This is a genomic window from Sphingomonas sp. Leaf33 (assembly GCF_001421785.1).
GTDB lineage: Bacteria > Pseudomonadota > Alphaproteobacteria > Sphingomonadales > Sphingomonadaceae > Sphingomonas.
In genome coordinates this window covers 1,059,416-1,084,857 of the sequence record NZ_LMLB01000001.1, presented here as the reverse complement: position 1 = coordinate 1,084,857, position 25,442 = coordinate 1,059,416, and the positions used below count along the sequence as shown (strand labels likewise).

22 protein-coding genes are annotated in these 25,442 nt (G+C 67.2%); 15 read left to right on the top strand and 7 right to left on the bottom strand.

Annotation, left to right across the window (positions count from 1 at the left end; translation table 11 throughout):
* Positions 1-38: 38 nt before the first annotated feature.
* The gene (locus ASE86_RS05430; protein WP_056423375.1) at positions 39-473 is read right to left on the bottom strand and encodes a MarR family winged helix-turn-helix transcriptional regulator; all 435 of its coding nucleotides are present in this window, start codon (positions 471-473) and stop codon (positions 39-41) included.
* A 161-nt stretch (positions 474-634) separates the two neighbouring features.
* Between ASE86_RS05430 and ASE86_RS05425 the strand changes: the two genes are divergently transcribed.
* From ASE86_RS05425 to ASE86_RS05390, 8 genes are all read left to right on the top strand, one after another.
* Positions 635-1,189 (top strand): F0F1 ATP synthase subunit delta, encoded by a 555-nt coding sequence (locus ASE86_RS05425; protein WP_056423372.1) that lies wholly within the window; start codon positions 635-637, stop codon positions 1,187-1,189.
* A gap of 4 nt (positions 1,190-1,193) precedes the next feature.
* Positions 1,194-2,723 (top strand): F0F1 ATP synthase subunit alpha, encoded by a 1,530-nt coding sequence (atpA, locus tag ASE86_RS05420; RefSeq protein ID WP_056423369.1) that lies wholly within the window; start codon positions 1,194-1,196, stop codon positions 2,721-2,723.
* 100 nt (positions 2,724-2,823) lie between these two features.
* On the top strand, positions 2,824-3,699 hold the full coding sequence (locus tag ASE86_RS05415; protein WP_056423366.1) for a F0F1 ATP synthase subunit gamma: 876 nt from the start codon (positions 2,824-2,826) through the stop codon (positions 3,697-3,699).
* A gap of 24 nt (positions 3,700-3,723) precedes the next feature.
* Positions 3,724-5,196, top strand: a complete 1,473-nt coding sequence (gene atpD / locus ASE86_RS05410; RefSeq protein ID WP_056423363.1) for a F0F1 ATP synthase subunit beta — start codon at positions 3,724-3,726, stop codon at positions 5,194-5,196.
* Positions 5,197-5,325: 129 nt separating this feature from the next.
* The gene (locus ASE86_RS05405; protein WP_056423360.1) at positions 5,326-5,580 is read left to right on the top strand and encodes an ATP synthase F1 subunit epsilon; all 255 of its coding nucleotides are present in this window, start codon (positions 5,326-5,328) and stop codon (positions 5,578-5,580) included.
* A gap of 267 nt (positions 5,581-5,847) precedes the next feature.
* On the top strand, positions 5,848-7,398 hold the full coding sequence (locus ASE86_RS05400; RefSeq protein ID WP_056423359.1) for a CpaF family protein: 1,551 nt from the start codon (positions 5,848-5,850) through the stop codon (positions 7,396-7,398).
* Between the two features lie 73 nt (positions 7,399-7,471).
* Complete coding sequence (locus tag ASE86_RS05395; RefSeq protein WP_056423356.1) at positions 7,472-8,680, top strand: aspartyl protease family protein; 1,209 nt, start codon at positions 7,472-7,474, stop codon at positions 8,678-8,680.
* Positions 8,680-10,140, top strand: a complete 1,461-nt coding sequence (locus ASE86_RS05390; RefSeq protein ID WP_056423353.1) for an ArnT family glycosyltransferase — start codon at positions 8,680-8,682, stop codon at positions 10,138-10,140. The genes ASE86_RS05395 and ASE86_RS05390 overlap by 1 nt, the downstream gene beginning before the upstream one ends.
* On the opposite strand, the gene ASE86_RS05385 is transcribed toward ASE86_RS05390, so the two are convergent.
* Positions 10,130-10,318 carry a hypothetical protein gene (locus ASE86_RS05385; protein ID WP_162233310.1) on the bottom strand — a complete coding sequence of 63 codons (189 nt, stop codon included), beginning with the start codon at positions 10,316-10,318 and terminating at the stop codon, positions 10,130-10,132. The genes ASE86_RS05390 and ASE86_RS05385 overlap by 11 nt on opposite strands.
* 57 nt (positions 10,319-10,375) lie before the next feature.
* Here ASE86_RS05385 and ASE86_RS05380 point away from each other — a divergent pair, with 57 nt between their 5' ends.
* Positions 10,376-11,176, top strand: a complete 801-nt coding sequence (locus tag ASE86_RS05380; RefSeq protein ID WP_056423347.1) for a class I SAM-dependent methyltransferase — start codon at positions 10,376-10,378, stop codon at positions 11,174-11,176.
* Positions 11,177-11,418: 242 nt separating this feature from the next.
* Here the strand turns inward: ASE86_RS05380 and phaR are convergent, their stop codons facing one another.
* Positions 11,419-11,991, bottom strand: coding sequence for a polyhydroxyalkanoate synthesis repressor PhaR (phaR, locus tag ASE86_RS05375; protein ID WP_056423343.1), 573 nt, complete (start codon positions 11,989-11,991; stop codon positions 11,419-11,421).
* Positions 11,992-12,102: 111 nt separating this feature from the next.
* On the opposite strand from phaR, the gene ASE86_RS05370 reads away from it, so the two are divergent.
* The 3 genes from ASE86_RS05370 (at position 12,103) to ASE86_RS05360 (ending at position 17,900) form a co-directional block, all read left to right on the top strand.
* On the top strand, positions 12,103-13,092 hold the full coding sequence (locus ASE86_RS05370; RefSeq protein ID WP_056426671.1) for an alpha/beta fold hydrolase: 990 nt from the start codon (positions 12,103-12,105) through the stop codon (positions 13,090-13,092).
* 30 nt (positions 13,093-13,122) lie between these two features.
* Positions 13,123-14,298: an acetyl-CoA C-acetyltransferase gene (locus ASE86_RS05365; RefSeq protein WP_056423340.1), complete on the top strand. Its 1,176-nt coding sequence runs from the start codon at positions 13,123-13,125 to the stop codon at positions 14,296-14,298.
* A gap of 248 nt (positions 14,299-14,546) precedes the next feature.
* The gene (locus ASE86_RS05360) at positions 14,547-17,900 is read left to right on the top strand and encodes a TonB-dependent receptor domain-containing protein (protein WP_056423338.1); all 3,354 of its coding nucleotides are present in this window, start codon (positions 14,547-14,549) and stop codon (positions 17,898-17,900) included.
* A 52-nt stretch (positions 17,901-17,952) separates the two neighbouring features.
* On the opposite strand, the gene alr is transcribed toward ASE86_RS05360, so the two are convergent.
* The 4 genes from alr to ASE86_RS05340 all read right to left on the bottom strand — a co-directional run bounded on the left by alr (position 17,953) and on the right by ASE86_RS05340 (position 22,807).
* Entirely contained in the window at positions 17,953-18,993 is a 1,041-nt protein-coding gene (alr, locus tag ASE86_RS05355) for an alanine racemase (protein WP_056423335.1), read from the bottom strand.
* A gap of 67 nt (positions 18,994-19,060) precedes the next feature.
* The gene (locus ASE86_RS05350) at positions 19,061-20,650 is read right to left on the bottom strand and encodes an MFS transporter (RefSeq protein WP_056423332.1); all 1,590 of its coding nucleotides are present in this window, start codon (positions 20,648-20,650) and stop codon (positions 19,061-19,063) included.
* A gap of 118 nt (positions 20,651-20,768) precedes the next feature.
* Positions 20,769-21,848 (bottom strand): NAD(P)/FAD-dependent oxidoreductase, encoded by a 1,080-nt coding sequence (locus ASE86_RS05345; RefSeq protein ID WP_056423329.1) that lies wholly within the window; start codon positions 21,846-21,848, stop codon positions 20,769-20,771.
* Positions 21,845-22,807 (bottom strand): alpha/beta fold hydrolase, encoded by a 963-nt coding sequence (locus ASE86_RS05340; RefSeq protein WP_056423325.1) that lies wholly within the window; start codon positions 22,805-22,807, stop codon positions 21,845-21,847. The genes ASE86_RS05345 and ASE86_RS05340 overlap by 4 nt, the downstream gene beginning before the upstream one ends.
* A gap of 49 nt (positions 22,808-22,856) precedes the next feature.
* Here ASE86_RS05340 and ASE86_RS05335 point away from each other — a divergent pair, with 49 nt between their 5' ends.
* The 3 genes from ASE86_RS05335 to ASE86_RS05325 all read left to right on the top strand — a co-directional run.
* Positions 22,857-23,327: a prepilin peptidase gene (locus ASE86_RS05335; RefSeq protein ID WP_056423322.1), complete on the top strand. Its 471-nt coding sequence runs from the start codon at positions 22,857-22,859 to the stop codon at positions 23,325-23,327.
* Positions 23,328-23,377: 50 nt separating this feature from the next.
* Positions 23,378-24,427, top strand: coding sequence for a Flp pilus assembly protein CpaB (cpaB, locus tag ASE86_RS05330; protein ID WP_056423319.1), 1,050 nt, complete (start codon positions 23,378-23,380; stop codon positions 24,425-24,427).
* A 1-nt stretch (position 24,428) separates the two neighbouring features.
* Positions 24,429-25,442, top strand: a 1,014-nt coding sequence (locus ASE86_RS05325) for a type II and III secretion system protein family protein (RefSeq protein ID WP_235523994.1), incomplete at its 3' end; no start/stop codon positions are given.

Here is a 25,442-nt window from a genome sequence, read left to right as displayed (position 1 = left end):
GCGCCTTCCCTGCCGAAAAGAGTATCGCGTCGCCCAGCTTAATCGCGGCTGCACGCTGCCGCGATCACCGTGCGCAGCAGATGATCGAAGTCGCGCCGCTCCGCCGCCGTCAGCCGGCCGAAGATCGCCGCCTCGCTGGCATCGATGCGCTCCAACAGTGTTCCGATCAACACAGCCCCCGCCCCGGTCAGCGCGATCGTCTGGTATCGCCGGTCGTCGCGCCCCGCCGCCGCGCGGACGACCAGTCGCTTGGCCCGCAGCCGATCGACCAGTCGCGTGACGGCGCCGCGGGTCAGCCCCATCCGCGCCGCAAGCACGCTGGGCGACACCGCGCCCAGATCGCGCAACGTCCGCAAAAGCACCGACTCGGCCAGCGTCACCTCCCGATCGGTCAGCGCCGCCGCCGATCGTTGCGCGACCATCGCGGCGGCCCGGCGGAGCGTGTCGCCGATCGATCCAACATCCTCAGACATACGCGGTCTGTGCCGACGAACTGGTTGTCTAGTCAACCATCCGGTTGCGTATCGGGCAACCCGATGCTAGGCGCCCGGCGACCCGACACCGGGGCCGCGTTGCCGGCCTCGTTTCGTGCAAGGGCACTCACATTCTGTCCGACGTAAGGAACGACGCGCGCGTGGAAAGCACCGGCGGTATTCAGACAAGCCTCAGCGGGCGCTACGCGACCGCGCTGTTCGAGCTCGCCAAGAGCGGCAAGCAGATCGACCCGGTAGAGGCGAGCCTCAGCACCGTGCGTCAGGTTCTGGCCGAATCGGAGGATTTCGTCGCGCTGACCAGCAACCCGTCGATCGGTCGCGGGCCCGCCGGCAAGGCGATCGCTGCGGTCGCGGGCGCACTCGGCCTCGATGCGACGACGACCAAGTTCCTGGGCGTACTCGCGCAGAACCGCCGCCTGCGCGACCTGCCGGCGATCATCCGCGCCTATCGCGCGCTAGCCGCGCAGCATCGCGGCGAGATGACCGCCGACGTCACCTCCGCGCACGCGCTGAGCGATACGCAGGTCGCAGAATTGAAGCAGGCGCTGCGCACGCGCGTCGGCCGTGACGTTTCCGTCGACTTGCACGTCGACCCCTCGCTCCTTGGCGGACTGGTCGTGAAGATCGGCAGCCAGATGATCGACAGCTCGATCAAGACCCGTCTCAACACTCTCGCGCACGCGATGAAGGGCTAAGAACATGGATATCCGCGCCGCAGAAATCTCGAAGGTCATCCGCGACCAGATCGCCAACTTCGGCACCGAAGCCACGGTCAGTGAAACCGGCCAGGTGCTGAGCGTCGGCGACGGCATCGCCCGTATCCACGGCCTCGACAACGTCCAGGCGGGCGAGATGGTCGAATTCGCCAACGGCGTGCAGGGCATGGCGCTGAACCTGGAGGCCGACAACGTCGGCGTCGTGATCTTCGGGTCGGACGCGGAGATCAAGGAAGGCGACACGGTAAAGCGCACCGGCACGATCGTCGACGTGCCCGTCGGCAAGGGCCTGCTGGGCCGCGTCGTCGATGGCCTGGGCAATCCGATCGACGGCAAGGGCCCGATCGTGTCGGACCAGCGCAGCCGCGTCGAAGTGAAGGCGCCGGGCATCATCCCGCGCCAGTCGGTCAGCGAGCCGATGCAGTCGGGCCTGAAGGCGATCGACGCGCTCGTCCCCGTCGGCCGTGGCCAGCGCGAGCTGATCATCGGCGACCGCCAGACCGGCAAGTCGGCGGTCGCGATCGACACGTTCATCAACCAGAAGACCGCCAACCAGGGCGATGACGAGAAGAAGAAGCTGTACTGCGTCTATGTCGCGGTCGGCCAGAAGCGCTCGACGGTCGCCCAGCTCGTCCGCACGCTCGAAGAAAACGGCGCGATGGAATATTCCATCGTCGTCGCCGCGACCGCTTCCGAGCCGGCGCCGTTGCAGTTCCTCGCGCCCTACACCGGCACCGCGATGGGCGAATATTTCCGCGACAACGGCATGCACGCGCTGATCGTGTTCGACGATCTGTCGAAGCAGGCGGTCGCGTACCGCCAGATGTCGCTGCTGCTGCGCCGCCCGCCGGGTCGTGAGGCCTACCCGGGCGACGTGTTCTATCTGCACAGCCGCCTGCTCGAGCGTGCGGCCAAGATGTCGGACGCGAACGGCGGCGGTTCGCTGACCGCGCTGCCGATTATCGAGACGCAGGCCGGCGACGTGTCCGCGTACATCCCGACCAACGTGATCTCGATCACAGATGGCCAGATCTTCCTCGAGACCGACCTGTTCAACGCCGGTATCCGCCCGGCGATCAACGTCGGCCTTTCGGTCAGCCGCGTCGGATCGGCCGCGCAGACCAAGGCGATGAAGAAGGTGTCGGGCAGCATCAAGCTGGAGCTGGCGCAGTACCGCGAAATGGCGGCGTTCGCGCAGTTCGGCTCGGACCTTGATGCGTCGACCCAGAAGCTGCTCAACCGTGGCGCGCGCCTGACCGAGCTTCTGAAGCAGGCCCAGTTCTCGCCGCTGCCCTTCGAGGAGCAGACAGTGTCGATCTTCGCCGGCACGCAAGGGTATCTCGACACCGTCGCTGTGCAGGACGTGGTTCGCTACGAAGCCGCGATGCTCGCCGACATGCGCGCGAACCACGCCGACGTGCTGACCAAGATCCGCGATACCAAGGACTTGGGGGACGAAGCGAAGGCCGGCCTGAAGGCCGCACTCGACGCGTTCGCGAAGACGTTTGCGTAAGTAACTCCGGTGCTTCCGCGCAGGCGGGAGCATAGAGCCGCACGCGGTTCGCTTGGTTACCCTGGGCTCCCGCCTACGCGGGAGCACATGAAAGAGAACGATGGCTAGTCTCAAGGCCCTCAAGATCCGGATCAACTCGGTCAAGTCGACCCAGAAGATCACCAAGGCGATGAAGATGGTCGCCGCCGCGAAGCTGCGCCGGGCGCAGGACACGGCGGAGGCCGGTCGTCCCTATGCGCAAACGCTGGAACGCGTCGTCGCCAGCCTGGTGTCGAAGAACAAGGGCGCCTCGCCGCTGATCGCGGGCACCGGCAAGGATCAGGTCCACCTGTTCGTCGTCGCGACCAGCGACCGCGGCCTGGCAGGCGCTTTCAACACCAACATCGCCCGCCTGGCGCGTCGGGAAGCCGACAAGCTGATCGCCCAGGGCAAGACGGTGAAGTTCTACACGATCGGCCGCAAGGGCCGGAACGCGCTGAATCGCCTGTACCGGGACCGCATGGTGCACGGGATCGAGCCCGGCGATCTGGGCAAGCTGACCTTTGCCGATGCAAAGGGCTATGCCGACGACCTGATCCGGCGCTTCAAGGAAGGCGAGTTCGACGTCGCGCACCTGTTCTATTCGACCTTCAAGTCGGTGCTGACGCAGGAGCCGACAGAGCAGCAGATCCTGCCGGTCAAGGTGCCCGCTTCGGCGCCGATCGTCGCCGACAGCGGCATGGCCGTCGTCGAGTACGAGCCTGACGAGGAATCGATCCTCGAGGAACTGCTGCCGCGCAACGTCGCCATCCAGCTGTTCCGCGCGATGCGCGAGAACGCCGCGTCGGAGCAGGGCAGCAAGATGACCGCGATGGACAACGCGACGCGCAACGCGGGCGATCTCATCAAGCGTCTCACCACCGAATACAACCGCACCCGCCAGGCCGCGATCACGACCGAGCTGGTGGAAATCATCTCCGGCGCAGAAGCGCTCTAAGAGACTTTGGGCAAGGAAACAGACATGGCCACCGCCGCAATCGACAACCCGACGCAGGGCATCACCAATAACGTCGGCCGCATCTCGCAGGTCATCGGCGCCGTCGTCGACGTGCAGTTCGACGGCAACCTGCCCGCGATCCTGTCGGCGCTGGAAACGGACAACAACGGCAACCGCCTGGTCCTGGAAGTCGCGCAGCATCTGGGCGAGAACACCGTCCGCACGATCGCAATGGATGCGACCGAAGGCCTGACGCGCGGCCAGACCGTGACCGACACGGGCTCGCAGATTCGCGTGCCGGTCGGCCCGAAGACCCTCGGCCGCATCATGAACGTCATCGGCGAGCCGATCGACGAGCGTGGCCCGATCGGTGCCGAAACGACCGCACCGATCCATGCTGCCGCGCCGCCGTTCGTCGATCAGTCGACCGAAAACGCGATCCTGGTCACCGGCATCAAGGTCATCGACCTGCTCGCGCCGTACGCGAAGGGCGGCAAGATCGGCCTGTTCGGCGGCGCCGGCGTCGGCAAGACGGTTCTCATTCAGGAACTGATCAACAACATCGCCAAGGGCCACGGCGGCACGTCGGTGTTCGCCGGCGTGGGCGAGCGGACCCGCGAAGGCAACGACCTCTACCACGAGTTCCTCGACGCCAACGTCATCGCCAAGGATGCCGACGGCAACCCGACCAGCGAAGGATCGAAGGTCGCGCTGGTGTTCGGCCAGATGAACGAGCCGCCGGGCGCGCGTGCCCGCGTCGCGCTGTCGGGCCTGACGATCGCCGAATATTTCCGCGACGTCGAAGGCCAGGACGTGCTGTTCTTCGTCGACAACATCTTCCGCTTCACCCAGGCGGGCGCCGAAGTGTCGGCACTGCTCGGCCGCATCCCGTCGGCCGTGGGCTATCAGCCGACGCTGTCGACCGACATGGGTGCGCTTCAGGAGCGCATCACGTCGACCAACAAGGGCTCGATCACCTCGGTGCAGGCCGTGTACGTTCCCGCCGACGATCTTACCGATCCGGCACCGGCGACGTCGTTCGCCCACCTGGACGCGACGACCGTTCTCAACCGCGCGATCTCGGAACTCGGCATCTATCCGGCGGTCGATCCGCTCGATTCGACCAGCCGCGTGCTGACGCCCGCGATCGTCGGCGAGGAGCATTACCAGACCGCCCGCCGCGTCCAGGAAACGCTGCAGAAGTACAAGGCGCTGCAGGACATCATCGCCATCCTGGGCATGGATGAGCTGTCGGAAGAGGACAAGGTCACGGTCACCCGCGCCCGCAAGATCCAGCGCTTCCTCAGCCAGCCGTTCCACGTCGCCGAAGTCTTCACCGGCATCAGCGGCAAGTTCGTGGCGATCGAGGACACGGTGAAATCGTTCAAGGCCGTCGTCGACGGTGAATACGACCACCTGCCCGAAGCCGCGTTCTACATGGTCGGCGGCATCGACGAAGTCGTCGCCAAGGGCAAGAAGCTGGCCGAAGAGGCGTAAGCCAAAAATTGCCCTCTCCCCTTCAAGGGAGAGGGTTGGGAGAGGGGCCTGTCTACAAACCGGTCGCTTTCCCCACTGCCCCTCTCCCCGGCCCTCTCCCTGCGAAGGGGAGAGGGAGAAGGTTGTAATATGCTGCACTTCGAACTCGTCACGCCCGAAAAGCTCGTCCGTGCGGAGGACGTCTATATGGTCGTCGTTCCGGGCACTGAAGGCGACTTCGGCGTGCTGGAGGGCCATGCGCCCTTCATGTCGACCATCCGCGACGGCGAACTGGCGATCTACAAGACCCAGAACGGCACGCCCGAGACGATCCGTATCGAAGGCGGATTCGCCGAAGTGAGCGGCGTCGGCCTGGTCGTGCTGGCGGAGAGTGTCGGGACGTAAGCCTGCGCGCGATATGCGGGATAACGTTTAGCGTGAGGGCTGCGGGCGGGGACGTCCGTGGCTCTTTTTGTTTGGCCCCGTCGTGAAGTGGCCCGCCGCGGCGAAGCCGCGTCGTCGGACGGGCTGATGCCCGCCGGCCGGGCCGACGCTTTATAGAGCGCGACTTCGTCGCTGTCCGCGTCGGCCATGGTTAGGCAATTGTAAAACCTTCGCGCCTAAACCTTCGCACAGGAAACATGCGCCATCGGTGCGTGTGCGAGGGTTTCGATGAGCGCTTTTGGTCGACGCAACGGAATGACGGGGGGGCCGGGGGCACGCCCGGCGTTCGGCGTGGCAAAGCCGATGCAGGGCAGCGGTCCTGCGCGGCCGACCGAACCGGAAGGCGGCGATCAGTTCCCGCCGATCGCCAGCGCGCCGCTGCCCAATTTCGTACCCGACGTCGATCCGGCCAGCCTGGGCGCACAGGCCGTCTCCAGCCCCGGTGGCGACCAGATGTCGCGTCTGGCCGACCGCGTCGCGGCCAGCGGCGATGCCGCGAGCCACCGCGGCGAAGGCTTTGAGAATTCGATCCACCGGATCAAGGAACAGGTCCTGCCCCGCCTGCTCGAACGCGTCGATCCCGAAGCCGCCGCGACGCTGAGCAAGGACGAGCTGGCCGAGGAATTCCGACCGATCATCGGCGAAGTGCTCGCCGAACTGAAGCTGACCCTCAACCGCCGCGAACAGTTCGCGCTGGAAAAGGTGCTGGTCGACGAACTGCTGGGCCTGGGGCCGCTAGAGGAGCTGATCGCCGACTCGGCGGTCAGCGACATCATGGTCAACGGCCCGCTCCAGACCTTTGTCGAGCGCAAGGGCAAGCTCGAGCTCGCCAATATCCAGTTCCGCGACGAGGAACATCTGTTCCAGATCGCGCAGCGGATCTGCAACTCGGTCGGCCGCCGCGTCGATCAGACGACCCCGCTGGCCGACGCCCGCCTAAAGGACGGCAGCCGCGTCAACGTCATCGTGCCGCCGCTGTCGCTCAAGGGAACGGCGATCTCGATCCGCAAGTTTTCGGACAAGCCGATCACGCTCGACATGATGGCGGGCTTCGGCAGCATGAGCCAGAAGATGGCGACCGCGCTGAAGATCGCCGGCGCGTGCCGGTTCAACATCGTCATCTCGGGCGGTACCGGCTCGGGCAAGACGACGATGCTGAACGCCCTGTCGAAGATGATCGACCCGGGCGAGCGCGTGCTGACCATCGAGGACGCGGCCGAACTCCGCCTGCAACAGCCGCACTGGCTGCCGCTGGAAACCCGCCCGCCGAACCTGGAAGGGCAAGGCGAGATCACCATCCGCGACCTCGTCAAGAACGCGCTGCGTATGCGCCCGGACCGGATCATCCTGGGCGAAATCCGCGGGAGCGAGTGTTTCGACCTGCTCGCCGCGATGAATACCGGCCACGACGGGTCGATGTGTACGCTCCACTCCAACTCCCCGCGCGAATGCCTGGGGCGTATGGAGAACATGGTCCTGATGGGCGACATCAAGATTCCGAAGGAAGCCATCAGCCGCCAGATCGCCGATTCGGTCGACCTGATCGTCCAGGTGAAGCGCCTGCGGGACGGTTCGCGCCGCGTCACCAACATTACCGAAGTGATCGGCATGGAAGGCCCGGTGATCGTGACGCAGGAGCTGTTCAAGTTCGAGTATCTCGACGAGAGCGCCGACGGCAAGATCATCGGCGAATACCGCTCGATGGGCCTGCGTCCCTACACGCTCGACAAGGCACGCCAGTTCGGGTTCGACCAAGCGATGCTGGAGGCGTGCCTGTAAGACAGTCGCCGCACGGCGCTTCCCCAACCCGCCATTGTTTCGCCGCGCAAACCCGCTAACAGCGCAGGCGAAAATGCGCGCCCTCCCGCTTGCCGTCCTCACCCTGGCCCTCGCCCTGCCCGCGTCCGCGCGGCAGCCCAAGACGATCGCGCCGACCGCACTGTCGCCCGCACCGACCCTGACCGCCGACAGCGAGGCGCGGTGGGTGCCGTTCGAGCTGACTCCGGGCAACCAGATCGCGTTCCGGATGACGGTCAATGGTCGGACGGCGACCGCGGTGCTCGATACCGGCGTGAACTTCACACTTGCGGCAAGCGCGTTCGCCGCGACGATCGGGCTGAAGCCGACCGCCAGCGGTCAGGCCGCGGCGGCGATCGGCGGGACGCTGCCGATCGCCTGGGCACCGGTCGAATCGATCGATTTCGGCGGCCTGTCACGCCACGGCGGGCGGATCGGCGTCGCCGACCTGACCGCGCTGGCGACGGGGACGCCGCAGCGGGTCGATGTCGTGGTCGGCGCCGACCTGCTGGCCGCGCACGCACTCGACATCGATTTCGACAATCGTCGCTTCCGCCTGCTGCCAAGCGGCCGGCTGCCGTTCCGCGGGACCAGCGTGACTGTGACGACGGCGCCGCGCACCGGCACCTTCCTGGTCGATGCGACGGTCGGCAGCGCGCGGGTGCGTCCGCTGCTGCTCGACACCGGCGATGGATCGACGCTGACGCTGGCGCGCGAGGCGTGGGCGACGACGCGATTGCCCGACGTCGGCCTGACGTCCGCCTACGCTGTCGGGCTCGCCGGGCCGATCGAGACAGACCTGGTCGTGCTGCCCCGCGTGCTGCTCGGCACCGCCGCCGCGCGCAATGTCGAGGTGCGGATCGAGCCTCCGCGCGGCTATTCCGCCTTGACCGGAACCGCCGGCCGCATCGGCAATGGCCTTCTCCAGCGCTACCGCGTGCTGCTCGACCCGAAGGCGCGCCGGATGGTGCTGGCACCCGGCCGCGATGTGGACGCGATGCCGCTCAAATCGACCAGCGGGCTGTTGCTGTCCTATGAGGGCAAGGCGCTGCGCGTGCTGCACGTCATGCGTGGGTCGCCCGCCGCAAGCAATGGCTGGCGCGCGGGCGAACGGATCTGCGCCATCGACGGCGCGCGGCTGCCCGATGACTACCGTACCAGCACGCTCGGCCAATGGCCGGCGGGCAAGCCCGGCCGCATCGTCCGGCTGGGCCTGTGCAACGGCGGCCCCGAACGCGCGCTGACGCTCGCGGCATTCTACTGATGCCGCACACGCGCACGCTTCCCGCCTGGGCGGCAGCGCTGCTGCTGCTCGTCGTCGCGGTCGCGCTGCGGGCCGCCGATTTCGGCAACCCGATCATCCATGTCGACGAGCAATATTATCTGCTGATCGGCCAGCGGATGCTGGAGGGCGCGGTCCCCTACATCGACATCTGGGACCGCAAGCCGGTCGGGCTGTTCCTGCTCTATGCCGGGGCCGCGGCGCTGCCGGGCGACGATGTGCTCGGCTACCAGTTGCTCGCAACGCTGTTCGCCGGCCTGACCGCCTGCGTCGTCGCCAGCGGTGCGCGGGCGTTGGGCGCCAGCCGCAGCGGCGCGGTCGCCGCCGGCCTCGCCTACCTCATCTGGCTGCCGCTGCTGGGCGGGCGCGGCGGGCAGGCGCCGGTGTTCTACAACCTGTTCGTCGCGCTGGCCGCGCGACTGACGCTACGCCTGCCTGGCCTGGCCGAGCGACGCAGCATCGGCGCGATCGTCGTCAACGGGGCGCTCGCCTGCCTCGCCGCCGGCGTCGCGATCCAGGTCAAGACGACCGCGGTGTTCGAGGCCGCGTTCATCGGCCTCGCGCACGTCTGGTGGCTCGCGCGCGTCCGGCCCGCCGCAGTTTTTCCCGGCGCTCTGCTGTGGCTCGCGATCGGCGTGGCGCCGACACTCGCGGTCGTGCTCGCCTATCGCGCGATGGGCCCAGCGGCGCTCGACGCCTGGTGGTTCGCCAACGCGCAATCGATCTTCCTGCGGCCGGGCTATCCGATCGGCGAGATCGCGATGCGCCTTCTCGGCATCGTCGCGCAACTGTCGCCGCTGCTGCTGTGCGCGGCGATCGGGTGGCGGCGGCGCATGGTCCGCATGACCGGCGAACGTGCTTTGGCCTTTGCGTGGCTCGCCGCCGCGGCCGTCGGCTTTGGCGCGATCGGGACATTCTTCGATCATTACGCGCTGCCGCTGCTGCCGCCGCTGACGATGATCGCCGGCATCGCGCTTGGCCGCATCCCGCGCGTGCTGGTCGGCACGTTGCTGCTCGGGGTGCTGCTGCTGGTCGTCGAGCGCGCGTTCATCGCCGATGATGCGGCAGGCGCGCGGCAGGTGGCCAACGTGGTCGCGCGCAACAGCCGCGGCGGATGCCCGTATGTCTTCATGGGCGATACCGCGACCTACACGCTGTCGCGTACCTGCCTGCCGACTGCCCATGCCTTCCCCAATTTCCTGGCCTACACGACCGAGGCTGGCGCGAGCGGGATCGCGGAGGCGGCAGAGATGCGTCGTATCCTCGCCGCGCGTCCACCGGTCATAGTCGCCTCGACTCGCCGCCTCGCGATCTGGAACCCGGCGACCGTCCCATTGCTGCAACGCGCGCTGCGTGACGACTATCGGCAGGTGCTGAGCGTACCGCGATCGAGCTATCGCACCGTCGTGTTCCTGCGCCGTGACTTGGCCGTCATCCGCTGATCGCCAGCGCCGCTAGCATGACGCCGCCGAACAACGCCGCAAACTGCACCGTCGTCCAGTCGATCGCCCCCACCCGGTCGAGGTTCGCACGTCGGCCGCGCCGCCATGACGCGATACCGCTCGCGACCGCGACAACCGCACAGGCCGCGACACCGCCCCATAACCGCACTTGCATCACCCCGCCCCGCCTCTAGACTTGCCGCATAATCGGATCGGGAGATGTGCTTTGCGTTGGATGCCTGCAACCCTTGGCCTCGCCGGCGTCGCGCTGGCCGTGGCCAGCGTCGCGACCGGCCAGCCGGCCAGCCTGCGCAGCGAGATCGCCCGCGCGGTCGCCGCGACCACGCGCACGCCCGCCAATGTCGCGCGCGACCGATATCGCCACCCGACCGAAACGCTGGCCTTCTTCGGCGTAAAGCCCACCGACACCGTCGTCGAACTGATCCCGGGCGGTGGCTGGTACACCGAAATCCTCGCGCCCTACCTGGCGCAGCGCGGCACCTATTATGCCGCTGGCGGAATGGCGAACGGCCTGAACGGGGTGAAGAAGCTTCAGGCCGCGAACCCGGCGGCGTACGGCAAGATCAAGCTGGCCGCGTTTCCCGCTGCCGCCGGTGAACCGACCGTGCCCGCGGGCAGCGCCGATGTCGTCGTGACGTTCCGCAACATCCACAACCTGCGCTTCGCCGGTGTCGATCGGACGCAAGCCGCGTTCGCCGAGATGTTCCGGATGCTGAAGCCCGGCGGGACGCTCGGCATCGTCGAGCATCGCTTGCCCGAAGCGCGCGATTCCGCCGCCGAGGAAAAGAGCGGCTACATGAAGACGTCGAGCGTCGTCGCCTTTGCCGAAAAGGCCGGCTTCAAGCTAGCGGGCAAGTCCGAGGTCAACGCGAACCCGAAGGACACCGCCGACTGGCCCGAAGGCGTCTGGACGCTGCCGCCGACCTACCGGCTAAAGGATGTCGACCGCGCGAAATACGCCGCGATCGGTGAAAGCGACCGCATGACGCTGAGGTTCGTGAAGCCGAGGAAGTAATTCGAAGAAACCTCCCCGGAACTGGGAGGCGAACCATGCGAAGCATGGTGGAGGGGCTGGCGGAGTACGTCCCAAGCCCCTCCACCACCGACCTTTGGTCGGCGGTCCCCCTCCCCATTCTGGGGAGGATTTTGATAAGCGAGACGTGCCGCGGCAAAGCCGCGCCGTCGACTAGGGCTGTGCCCCGCCGGCCGTAGCGTCGCCCCAGCCGCGGAATTAGCGCGCTAATTCCGCTGGCGACGCTACAGCTTCGACACCTTGTCCTGCAGCTTGGCGAGCTCGGCCTTCAACGCCGCGATCTCATCGTCCTTGCTCGACGGCGCCGACACCGTGCCAGCAGGCGCCGCGCCCGGAGCACCCGCCCCTTGCGCGCCCGGCTTGAACGCCTGCGCCGCCACCTCGAACATCTGCAGATTGCGCTTGGCGATCTCAGCGAACGGCGAATGCGCGAACGCGCCTTCGACCGCCGACTTGAACTGTTCCTGGTTGCGGCGGAAACTGTCCATCGACGCTTCCAGATAACCCGGCACCATCGCCTGCATGCTGTCGCCGTACAGCGCGATCAGCTGGCGCAGGAACGGCACGGGCAGCATCGTCTGGCCGCGCGATTCCTCTTCCATGATGATCTGGGTCAGGACGTTGTGCGTAATATCCTCTTCGGTCTTCGCATCGACGACCTTGAAGTCGCGGCCCTCGCGGGTCATCGCCGCCAGATGATCGAGCGTGATGTAGGATGAGGATTCGGTGTTGTAGAGGCGGCGGTTCGCGTATTTCTTGATGATGACCGGGCCGGTTCCCGTGGCAGTCTTTTTCATGGCTGACGGCGCCCCCCTACAGTTACGGACACGAACGTGATGAGCGACGGCGTACCACCGATCGATGACGCACCGCAACACGCGCCGCGCCCCTTCCCCCTGTTCCTGTCCATGCTGCGCAGCGAAACCGCACAAGATCCTGACAGACGCGCTGCCGCGCTGAGGGGATTGGCGCGCTATCAATCCGCCCTGCGTCCGCCCCGGCCGGCGGCAATGCCCGCAGTCGCGACGGCCGGGCGTGCGGCGTTGCGCGACTATGGCGGCCAGGGGCGACCGGTCGTGTTCGTGCCGTCGCTCATCAATCCGCCCTTCGTCCTGGACCTGGCAGCCGATCAGTCGCTGCTGCGCTGGCTGGCGAGCCACGGCCTGCGCACGCTGCTGGTCAACTGGGGCGGGCCGACGCACGCGGATCGCGAACAGGACGTGACCGCGCACATCGAACGCCTGCTGCTGCCGATGCTCGCGACGCTTGGGCAGCCGCCGGTACTGGTCGGTTATTGCCTGGGTGGCACGATCGCGCTCGCCGCCGCCCGCGCGGCACGGGCGCACGCGGTCGGTTTGATCGCAGCTCCGTGGCATTTCTCCGGCTTCCCTGCCCACGCCCGTGCCGAGATCGCCGCACTGTGGGACGCCGCGCGCCCCGCGTGCGAGGCCTTCGGACTGGTGCCGATGGAGGTTCTGCAATCCGGCTTCTGGAAGCTCGATCCGGCGCGTACCATCGCCAAGTACGAAGCGCTGGCGACCGCTGACAACGCGGCGCTGGCCCGCTTCGTCGCGCTGGAGGACTGGGCCAACGCCGGCGCCCCGCTGACGCTGGCGGCAGGCCGGCAGATGTTCGAGGACTTCTTTAAGGCCGACACCCCCGGCACCGGCGCGTGGCGGGTCGCCGGCGACCTGGTCGACCCCGCCACGCTCGACTGCCCCGTCGCCGACTTCGTCTCGCTGACCGATCGCATCGTGCCTGCCGGCACCAGCGCTAGCGTCGGCATCCGTCACGATATCGACGCGGGCCACGTCGGGATGGTCGTCGGCAGCCGGTCGCGCGCGCTGCTGTGGGAGCCGCTGGCGGACTGGCTAAAGACGGTCGCGCTCGCTAGATAGACGCCGTCTCGTCCCAGCCAGAGGATTCCCATGACCGACATCGTCATCGCCGCCGCCAAGCGTACCCCTGTGGGCAGCTTCCTGGGCGCGTTCGCCGCGACCCCGGCGCATGAACTCGGCCGTGTCGCGATCGAAGCCGCGCTGGCGCAGGCGGGCGTGAAGGGCGAAGAGGTCGATGAAGTCATCCTTGGCCAGGTGCTGACCGCGGCACAGGGGCAGAACCCCGCGCGCCAGGCGTCGATGGCCGCCGGCGTGCCGAAGGAAGTGCCCGCCTGGGGCGTCAACCAGGTCTGTGGATCGGGCCTCCGTGCGGTCGCCCTCGCCTTCCAGGCGGTCGCCAACGGGGACGCAAAGATCGTCGTCGCCGGCGGCCAGGAATCGATGTCGATGTCGACCCATGCCCAGTCGCTGCGCCCGGGCACCAAGATGGGCGACGTCAGCCTGGTAGACACGATGATCAAGGACGGACTGACCGACGTCTTCAACGGCTATCACATGGGCATCACCGCCGAGAACCTGGCCGAGCAATACCAGATCGGCCGCGACGAGCAGGACGAATTCGCTGTCCGCTCGCAGAACCTCGCTGAACAGGCGCGCGAGGCCGGCCGCTTCAGGGACGAGATCGCACCGGTCACGATCAAGGGCCGCAAGGGCGACACCGTGGTCGCCGACGACGAATATATCCGTGCCGGCGCGACCGTCGATGGCGTGTCGGGCTTGCGTCCGGCGTTCAAGAAGGACGGCACCGTCACCGCCGCCAACGCCAGCGGCATCAACGACGGCGCCGCGGCGCTGGTCGTCATGTCGGCGGACGAAGCCCGGGCACGCGGCATCACCCCGCTTGCCCGGATCAAGAGCTGGGCGTCGGCCGGCGTCGATCCGTCGGTCATGGGCATCGGCCCCGTGCCCGCATCCAGGAGGGCGCTGGAAAAGGCAGGCTGGACCGTCGCTGACCTCGACCTGATCGAAGCCAACGAAGCGTTTGCCGCGCAGGCATTGGCGGTCGGCAGGGAAATGGGCTGGACCGACGACAAGCTGAACGTCAACGGCGGCGCCATCGCCATCGGCCACCCGATCGGCGCCAGCGGCGCACGCGTGCTGACGACGCTGATCTACGAGATGAACAAGCGCGACGCGAAGAAGGGCCTGGCCACGCTGTGCATCGGCGGCGGCATGGGCATCGCCATGTGTGTCGAGCGGGATTGAGGGTAGCGCTACCGTGGTGAATAAGGCCGTCCGGAACGAACGGACGGCCGCAGCTTCGGGAAGGTACCGCAAGCGTATGGGCGTGACATGACACCCTAGAAACAATTCGCAACAATCTGTCACTTCCTTGCAACACGACGCTGCAAAGGCTCGGATTTTACCGCGTCTCGCCAGAAATGAGTTGCGATTCGAACCTAGTTTCCTGTCTCTTTGATGAACGGAATTTCCGTCAACCAAAGGGGCCTTTGATGACCATCTCCCGCTTGTTGGGGGCGACCGCGCTTGCGAGCACCCTGGCATTCGCAAACCCGGCGTTCTCCCAGACGACCGCACCGACCGATAACAGCAGCGTCGCCGGCAACCCTGCGCTTCGCGACGGCGTCTGCCCGCCGAACACCCCGGAAGATCCCGATTGCGTCGAACAGACGTCGGGTGACGGCGAAACCGTTCTGGTGACCGGTTCGCGTATCGCCGGTGCGACCGCGCTCGATTCTCCCGTTCCGATCACTCAGCTGACCGCCGCCGAACTCGTCGACGACGGCAACTTGTCGCTCGGCGACGCGATGAACCAGCTGCCGTCGCTGCGTTCGACCTGGAGCCAGTCGAACTCGACCCGTTCGATCGGTACTGCCGGGCTCAATCTGCTCGATCTTCGCGGTCTCGGCATCGACCGTACGCTGGTGCTGGTCAACGGCCGCCGTCACGTGTCGTCGGTTCCGGGGCAGTATGTCGTCGATATCAACACGATCCCGAACGCGCTGCTGGAAAGCGTCGAAGTCATCACCGGCGGTACGTCGGCGGTGTATGGTTCGGACGCAATCGCGGGCGTCGTCAACTTCAAGCTGAAGCGCGATTTCGAAGGCGTCGAAGCCCGTTTCCAGGGCGGTGTGTCGGACCGCGGCGATCGCGGTGCGTATCTCGCCTCGATCGTTGCCGGCAAGAACTTCGCCGAGGGTCGCGGCAACATCGCGATCTCGGGCGAATATGCCAAATCGGAAACCGTCCTCTTCTCCGATCGCAACGACCAGACCGGCGCCTACACCGGCACGCCCGGCTTCTACACCACGCAAGCGACGTCGCGGCTGGTGAACGGCGTTCTCGTCAACGAACCGGCCGCGGGTGACGGCACCCCCGACACCACCTTCTTCAACGCCTATCCCGGTTCGACGTTCGGCAACGCGTCGCTCGGCGGCCTCGTCGCGACGTCGTGCCCCACGCTCGTCAACGTGACGCCAGCTCTCCTCGCCCGTCGCAACGCGGTGTGTGCGGGCGTCTTCTCGCCGACGACCGGCGTCGAAGCGGCCGACGGCTATGTGTTCAACGACCTGGGCGTTCTGGTGCGCAATACGCCGACGATCGATCTGCGCGGCTTCGGCGGCGGTGTCCTGGGTGGTCAGGGTGCAAGCGGTGTCGAAGGCGCTATGCTGCTGCCGGGCCTGCAGCGCTATTCGACGAACCTGCTGTTCAGCTATGAATTTTCGCCGGCTGCGCGCTTCTACTTCGAAGGCAAGTACGTCGATGTCACGAACAACCAGACGTCGACCCAGCCGAGCTTCCTCAGCGGCTCGCCGCTGTTCAACTCGTTCCAGCTGACGAACCCGTTCCTGACGGCGGCGAACGCCAACACGCTGCGCACCATTCTGGCACCGAACGCGACCGCGTTCTCGATGATCCGTTTCAACAACGACATCGGCACGCGTGCGGAAGATCACAAGCGCCAGACCTATCGCTTCGTCGCTGGCATGGACGGCCAGCTGAGCGAGACGGCCAACCTGTCGTACGACATCGCGTTCAACTATGGTCGGACGAAGACGTACTACGAGACTGGCGGTAACGTCGATATCGCCAAGTTCAACGCGGCGCTGGGTGCCGTTGCGGCCCCGGCCGACTATGCCGGCCCGACCATCACGACCGCCAGCGGCGTCCGCGTCGCCTGCGCCGTGAACGTCGATCGCCCGACGGGCAGCACGACCACGTTCAACACGGCGAACGACGTCGCGGGCTGTCTGCCGTTCAACCCGTTCGGTCAGTACCAGAACTCGCAGGCGGTCATCGACAACTTCCTGTACACGTCGTCGCGTCGCGAGTGGGCGGAACAGATCAACGCTGTCGCGTCGATCAGCGGCGATACGTCGGGCCTGTTCGAACTGCCGGGCGGCAACATCGGCTTCGCGCTGGGTGCCGAATATCGTCGGGAGGACGCCTACCAGGCGTATGACGCCTTCACCGCACAGCAGCCGGTGCCCTCGACCGCGCTCAACACGTCGGGCCGCAACACCTTCCTGAACGCGTTCGCACCGTTCAATCCGCCGGCGGTGGACGTGGTCGAAGGGTTCGGCGAAATCCGCGTCCCGATCCTGCGCGACACGTTCATCAAGGAACTGACGGCAACGGGCGCAGCGCGCTATTCCAAGTACAGCAACCTGAACAAGGGTGTCTGGGCATGGAACGCGGGCCTGACCTTCGCGCCGGTCGACGACCTGCGCATCCGTGTCAGCTACGCAAAGGCGGTCCGTGCACCGAACCTGAGCGACCTGTACGCGACTGCGGCTCAGTCGTTCTTCACGCTGACCGATCCGTGTAACCAGGGCAACACGATCACGTCGAACCCGAACCGCGCCCGCAACTGCGCCGCGGCCGGTGTTCCGACCACGATCACCTACACCGACGACCAGGGCATCGTGCGGACGATCCCGTGGGTGAACAATGCTGCGACGACGCCGCAGTTCTCGACCAGCGGCAACCCGCTGCTCAACCCGGAGGTCGGCAAGAGCCTGACGGTGGGCGCGGTGTTCCAGCCGAGCTTCCTGCCCGGCTTCTCGCTGACGGTCGATTACTACCGGATCAAGGTGACCAACGTGATCGCCAGCCTCACGGCGCAGACGGTCATCAACCAGTGCTATGACGATCCGGTCGGCATCGACAATCCGTTCTGCGCGGTCGTGTTCCGCCGCACGTCGACGGACCCGCTGGCAAACGCGACGTTCAACGGCCAGACCGGGCGCAACCTCGCCGGCATCGCTGCACCGATCATCCTGCCGCTGAACGGCCCGTCGGTGATCTCGCAGCCGTTCAACTATGCGAAGTCGAAGACGTCGGGCATCGACGCTGATCTGCGGTACAACCACACGTTCAGCAACGACCTGCGCCTTGGCTTCCGGACCACGGTCAGCTGGCTGGAAAACCGTGAGACGTTCACCTTCATCACGGCACCGGAACAGTCGACCCGCGCGCATGGCGTCGTGGGCGATCCGATCTGGCGTGGCCGTATGAGCGTCAACCTGGCGTACAAGGGCTTCGATGCCGGGTACGACCTGAACTACACCGGCAAGGGCTCGATCGCGGCTTGGGAAGTCCAGCACACCCACCAGGGTCGTGGTCCGACCAATGCCGACCTGTACCCGTTCAAGGCCTATCCGGCGCAGGACACGCACGACGTTCAGTTCGGCTACCGCGTGAACAAGAACTACCGGTTCTACCTCGGCGTCGACAACATCGCCGACACGCTGCCACCGTACGGTGCGACCGGTACCGGTGCCGGCACCGGCATCTACAATGTTATCGGCCGCTACTTCTACGCAGGTGCGAACCTGAACTTCTAATCGCGCTCGACAACCAAAACTCTCTGGGGTCGCCATCCGGCGGCCCCTTTTTTTACGCGTAATACCGCTGGAAGCGCCCGCCCAGGCCGGTCAGCAATTCATACTGGCTGATCCCGCTGGCCGCGGACGCCGCGGCGGGGGCGTAATCGATCGCAACCCAGTCGCCGGGTGCGAGCATCGGTGCCAGCGTCACGTCCAGAGCGATCAGGTCCATCGACACCCGTCCGATCACCGGCAGCGTCTCGCCATGCGGTCCGCGCGCCGTGCCGCGGTCGGAGAAGGCGCGGCGGTAGCCGTCGGCGTAGCCCAGGTTGATGATCGCGACCTCGGTATCCCGCGTCGCCGTCCAGGTCGCGTTGTAGCCGACCGTCTCGCCCGGACGGACGGTGCGGTGTTGCAGGACCTGTGCCTCGATCGCGACCACCGGGCGGATGACATCCGCAAGCTCGGCCCGCGGGATGCCACCGTAGAGCGCGAGGCCCGGGCGGGTCAGGTCGAAAGCGTAAGGCTCGCCGAGCGCAATCCCGGCGGAGTTTGCCAGACTCAGACGCCGCGCGGCCGTCGTCCCCGCCAGCCCGGCGAACGCCGCCTGCTGGCGCGCGTTCAGGGGATGGTCCTCGTCGGCGCAGGCCAGGTGGCTCATCAGCGTGTCGATCTCGAGCCCATCGAGCGCGCCGCTCGCTACATCGTCGACCGACAGGCCCAGCCGGTTCATGCCGGTATCGACCATCACGTCACACGCGCCGCCACCCCTGTCGCGCCAGCGTCGGACCTGCTCGACAGTATTCAGCACCGGCCGTACGCCGGGCAGGCCGATGAGCGGCGCGTCCTCGTCCCGTACGCCGTGGAGGACGGACACGCGCGCCGGGCCGACATCGCCCAGGGCCTGCGCTTCACCCCAGGTCGCAACGAACAGGTCGCGGCAGCCCGCGGCGACCAGGCGGCTCGCGACCTCAGGCGCGCCCAGGCCGTAGCCGTTCGCCTTGACCGCTGCGCCGCATACGGCCCGGCCGCTCATGCGGGCAAGCGCGCGCCAGTTGGCGACAAGCGCGTCGCCGTCGATCCGCAGGCGTTGGGGAGCGATCCAGTCCATGCCGCAAGCGGCTAGACCCGAGCGCGCGTCACCGCAACCGCCCGGGCCGCAACTGCTCGTGCGCCGATCAATCCTTGATGAGGTCGCGTTCCTTGATGAAGAACAACATCACGACCAGCGCCAGCGCGACGACACCCCATGTGTACCACAGGCCCGCATACGGGTTGCCCGAACGCGCCACGATATACTGGCTGATGAACGGCAGGAACCCGCCGAAGTAGCCGGTGCCGAGGTGATAGGGAATCGACATCGACGAATAGCGGATCCGCGCCGGAAACATCTCGCTCAGCACCGCCGCGACGGGGCCGTAGGTCATGCCCGACAGGAAGGCGAGGCCGAGGATGCCGACCAGGATCAGCACGATCTCGCGGCCCGAAGGCGTCACCTTGTCGAGCTTGTACCCGGCGTTTTCTAACGCGGCGTCGAGTGCTGCGGGGCGGACGTCGGTCTGCGGCATTCCGCCGATCGAGACGGCGACGGAGCCCGCCTGCACCTTGGTATAGCCGATGCCCTTCTTCGACAGATAGTCCAGCACCTGGCCGCAGGCGTCCTTCTGCTTCGCGGCGAAGGGATCATAGGCGCAGTGCGGGCCCGCGACGATCACCGGCGCGCGGTCACTGGCGCGGGCAAGCTCGGGGTTCGCGGCGTGGCCGATCAGCCAGAACAGCGGGAACAGCGCAATCAGGGTGATCGCGTAGCCGACGACGATCGGCAGCTTGCGCCCGACCCGGTCGCTGAGCTTGCCGAACAGAATGAAGAAGCCGAGGCCGCCGAGCGCGCCGGCACCCACCAGCAACTGCGCGGGCGTCTCGGCCACGCGCATCGGGCCTTGCAGGAACGACAGCACGCTGAACAGCGCAGTGTACCAGATGACGGTCAGGCCCGCGGCGATACCGAACAGCGCGACGAACAGCCGGCGCGGATTGCCGGGATAGGTGAAGCTTTCGAGGAACGGGTTGCGCGCGGTTTCGCCGGCGGCCTTCATCGCCTTGAACACCGGGCTCTCGCTGAGCTTAAGGCGCATCCACAGCGACACCGCCAACAGCGCGATCGAGAAGACGAACGGCACGCGCCAGCCCCACGCGGCCCATGTCTCCGCCGGCATCGACGCCTTCGCCAGCAGCACGACGGCAAGGCTGAGGATGAAGCCGCCCGCGACGCTCGCCTGGATGAAACTGGTGTAATAGCCGCGCTTGCCCGCGGTCGCGTGCTCGGCGACATAGATCGCCGCGCCGCCGTACTCACCCCCCAGCGCCAGCCCCTGCCCGACCCGCATCAGCAGGATCAGCGCCGGCGCCCATACCCCGATCGCGGCATAGGTCGGCACGAACCCGATGCCCGCGGTCGCGATGCCCATCAGCGTAATGGTGACGAGGAAGGTGTATTTGCGCCCCAGCCGATCGCCGAGAAAACCGAACAGCACGGCACCGAGCGGCCGGAACGCGAAACCGACCGCAAAGGTACCCCAGGCGAGCAGTGTCGCCAGCAGTTCGTTCCCCTGCGGGAAGAAACTGCGCTGAAGAATGCCCGACGTCGTCAGCGTACCCCAGATGAAGAAGTCGTACCATTCGAAGATGGTGCCGAGCGAGGAGGCGGAAATGACGAGGCGGATGTCCTTGCTCGTCGGTTGCGCATCCGTGGCGGTGTCGTCGGCCATTCCATCCCCCAAAATTCCTTGGCGGAGGTTTAGCGGATCGGATGGGGTCGGCAAGCACGACCGCTTTCCCTATCGTGTATCTCTCTTGCGCGCCTTCGCGGGAACGCCGCGTCAGACCTCAGCCAAACCGCGACGGCGAATATTGGCCTGCGTCGATGTCCGCGACCGACGCATCCGGCGTCCGCCCGAGCAGCAGCGCGGCGGCGACGCGGGCGGCGGCGGGGGCGGTCTGGATGCCGAAGCCGCCCTGCCCTGCGCACCAGAAGAAGCCTTCGACGTCGCGGTCGAAGCCGTACACCGGCAGTCGGTCGGGTGCGAAACTGCGCAGGCCGGCCCATTTGCGCTCGACCGCGCGGATGCGCCAGTCGACCGCCTGCTCCAGCCGGTCGATCGCGATGGCGACGTCCAGTTCCTCGGGCGCGGCGTCACATGGGTCGGTCGACGTCTCGTCGCTTGGCGAGAGCCACAATTTGCCGCCCGCTTCGGGCTTGAAATAGAATTGCCCGCCGATGTGCGCGACATGGACCATGTCGTCGGGGACCGGCGGATCGGTACGCAACTGGACGAGGGTGCGGCGATAGGGCTGGATGCCGAGCGGCTCCACGCCGACCCGTGCAGCGACCGGATCGGCCCAGGCGCCGGCCGCATCGACCAGGATGCCGGCCGAAACCGTCCCTGCCGCCGTCTCGATCCGCCAATCGCCGCCCTCGCGCGTCGCGGTCTGGAAGGCGGCGCTCAGCCGCAGTTCGCCGCCCGCACGTTTGAACCGGCCGAGCACGTCGCCATGCAAACCACCCACGTCGATGTAAGCGCACGTCGGCTCCAGGATGCCGAGCGTCCAGTCGTCGCGCAGGCCCGGCACATGCTCGCGCGGATCGACGCGCGTCAGCTCGACGCCGCTGCCGGCGAATTCCGCGAGGAAAGCGTCGATCTTTGCGGCCTCGTCGGCGCGACCGATGTGCAGAGACCCGAGCGGCGCGAGATAGGGTGCGATCGCATCGCCCGACGCGCTGGTCAGCGGCTGGATGTAGGGCCCGCCGTAGGTTTCCGACCAGAACGCCGCCGATCGCCCGGTCGAGTGATAGCCCGCGGCATCCTCGCCCTCCAGGATCACGACCGAGGCATGCGGCGCGACTTCGGCGGCGAGCGACGCGCCGGCGATGCCGCCGCCGATGATGGCGATGTCGAAACGCTTCATGGCGTGTCCTGTGCACGCGCATCGAGGAAGGCGTCAATCTCGGTAAGCGCGCGCCCGCGCACCGAATCGACCTCGCGCAGGATTTCGTGGGCCGATTCGCTGCCGAAGCGGACGACTCGCGCATCCGGTAGCCGCGCCGCGACGGCAAGAGCCACGCGCGGATCGACCAGGCCGTCGGCCTCCGCCACCAGCATCAGGACGGGCGTTCGCACGTCCGCAAGGGCGGGCGAGGCGTTGAGCCGACGCGTCGAGGCAAAGCCCTGCGCCACCCAGGTCCAGCTCGGCGGCCCAGTCAACAGGCTCGCATCCTGCGCCTGCCACCAGAGTTCGTCGCAATAGCGCGCGTCGTCGTGGGTCAGCAGCGACTGGCGCGATTTCAACGTGTGCGGGCGTTCGTTGCCCTTCCACGCGGCGCGTGCCGGATCGCCCAGTCGCGTCATCAGTCCGGCGACCGCTTCGCCGACGCGTGCGGAGATCGGCGCGCGGAGCCCCAGCATCGGCGCGACCAGCACGACGGCTTGTGGGTCGATCGCCCGCTCCGCCAGCGCACGCAGGACCAGATGCCCGCCCATCGAATGGCCCATCGCGATCAGCGGCCCGGGCGCGGTCGCCGACCACGCCGCCCAGAACGCGCGCAGATCGCCGATGAAGTCCGCGAAATCGGCGATGTGCCCGACGTGGGGCGCCGGAGTCGTGCGGCCCGATCCCCCCTGCCCGCGCCAGTCGAACGCCGTCACCCGCCAGCCGCGCGCGTGCCAAGGGGCAAAGCTTTCCAGATATTTCTCGATGAAGTCCCCGCGCCCGCCCTGGAACAGGATCGACCCGCGCGGCGCGACACCGCCGCCCGCCGGCCAGTCGAACACGCGCAGCGGCCAACCGTCCGGGGCGAGCCAACGGGTGATCGTCGCGTCCGCCGGGTATCGGCGCCGCTCGCCGCTCGCATCGTGAAAATCCGACATGGACGATGGTTACGTTTTGGAAAGCCGCACCGTCTAGATGGTAAGGCTGATGGGGGATCATCTGTCCTTGGTTTTGCTCGGCGTGCTCGGCCTGTTCCTGCTTTCGGCAGGGATCGAGGACGTGCGGACGCGCGAGATCGCCAACTGGAAGACGGCAGCCATCGCTCTGCTGGCCCCGGCGTGGTGGTGGTCGATCGGGATCGGCCTGTGGCCGGGTGCGGCGATCCAGCTGGGTGTCGCAGCCGTCGTCTTTGCAATGTTCGTCGGCGCGTTCGCGCTCGGCATGATGGGCGGCGGCGACGTGAAGCTGATCGGCGCGCTCGCGCTGTGGCTACCGCCGCTCGCCACCGTGTCGATGCTGATCGTCATGTCGCTGGTCGGCGGCGCGCTGACCCTGGTCATGCTGATCGAGGCCCGGATGCGGCGCACCGGCCGGGCGATCGAGGTGCCGTACGGCGTCGCCATCGCCATCGCCGGACTTCTCGCGATTCGCGAACCGATAATTAACCAATTCGGCTGATGATTAACGGCGGATCAAACCGCACGACCGTGAAAGGCGCGTGACTCGAAATGGACGGACGCAAGATATTCCTGCTGGTGGGCGCTCTGCTGATCGCCGGCGTCACCGCGTTCATGGCTCGCAGCCTGATGTCGGGCGCTGCTGCACCGACCGCAGCTGCCGGCCAGCCGCAACCGGTCGTCATCGACGGACCCGAGGTGCTGGTCGCGACCAAACCGCTGCCGGTCGGCACGATCATCGACGCCGCGTCGCTGAAGTTCCAGCCGTGGCCGAAGGAACTGGTCGAGAACGCCTATTTCCTGAAGCAGGCGACCGACCTGAAGAATGTCGTCGGCACCGTGGTGCGCTTCGCCGTTCCCGCCGGTCAGCCGGTGACGCAAGGCGCGCTGGTGAAGCCGGGTGACCGCGGCTTCCTGGCCGCCGCGCTGGGATCGGGGATGCGCGCGGTGACGGTGCCGGTGTCGGCGCAGTCATCGGTCGCAGGCTTCGTCTTCCCGGGCGACCGCGTCGACCTGTTGCTGACGCAGACCGTCACCGGCGGTGGCGATGGCGCGCCGCTGAAGGCGACCGAAACCATCCTGCGCAACCTGCGCGTGCTGGCGACCGATCAGCGCACCGACAAGACGACCGACGACCAGGGCAAGACCGTGGTCAACGCCTATTCGACCGTCACGCTGGAAGTCACGCCGACGATCGCGGAAAAGATCTCGGTCGCACAGACCGTGGGATCGCTGTCGCTGTCGCTCCGCTCGATCGCCGACAACGCCGGCGAGCTGGAAGAAGCGATCGCCAGCGGCGAAGTCAGCGTGCCCGAAGGCACCGACCCGAAGGCCGAGAAGGCGATGCTCGCCCGAGTCGCGGCACGCCCGAGCGAAGGCAAGGGCAGCTTCGTGACCGGCGCCGACGTCTCGCGCTTCCAGCGCTCCAGCGTACCCGGCAAGGCGGCCGACATGTCGGCGCAGCCGATGGGCCAGCAGGGCGTGCCGATGGCCGCCCCGGCGCCGAACGGCGGTGCGGCACCGGCGGTGCCCGCGGGCCCGGTGGTGCGCATCTCGCGCGGCAACAACGTCTCAATTGTCCCGGTTGGGGGGAAGAACTGACATGCGTGTGTTCCTGAAGCCGCTGGGTCTGCCGCTGGCAACAGCGCTGGCGACGGCGACGATCGCCGCGATGCCGGCCGCGACGCTGGCGCAGACCGCCGACCGACCGGGCGATGTCCTGCAGGTCGCGACCAGCCGGGGCCGGATGGTGACGCTGCCCGCACCGATCAGCGACATCTTCGTCGCCGACGACAAGATCGCCGACGTGCAGGTGCGCTCGCCGACCCAGCTCTACATCTTCGGCAAGACCGCCGGCGAGACGACGATCTCCGCCACGTCGAAGTCGGGCCGCGTCGTCTATGCGACCACCGTTCGCGTCGGCAACAACTACGACTCGATCGGCGCAATGCTGCGCCTCGCCCTGCCCGATGCGCAGATCGTCGCGACGCCGATGAACGGCCTGGTCCTGCTGACCGGTGTCGTCGCCGCCCCGCAGGATGCCGCGGAGGCCGAACGGCTGGTCCAGGCCTTTGTCGGCGAACAGACCAAGGTGCTGTCGCGGCTGAAGACGGCGACGCCGCTCCAGGTCAACCTGCAGGTGAAATTCGCCGAAGTCAGCCGCAGCTTCATCAAGAACATGGGCGTCAATTTCTCGACCGTCGACCAGACCTCGGGCTTTAAGTTCGGCGGCACGCAGGGGCGCGGCGGTGGTTCGTCCTTTACGCCGGGCGGGCCGCTGGGCGTCGGGTTCACCGATGCCCCGGCGGGTGCGAGCAAGATCCTGAAGGGCGTCGATGCCGCGACCTTCGGCCTGGCGGGCAAGCTGTTCGGCCTGGACCTGCTCGCCGCGATCGACGTGGGTGAAACCGCAGGCCAGGTGACGACGCTGGCCAACCCGAACCTGACCGCGCTGTCGGGCGAGACCGCCAGCTTCCTGGTCGGCGGCGAAGTGCCGCTGGTCACGCAGAGCGGCCTGGGCGCCAGCAGCGTTCAGTACAAGGAATATGGCGTCAGCCTGACCTACACCCCGACCGTGCTGGCCGACGGCCGCATCTCTCTGCGGGTGCGCCCGGAA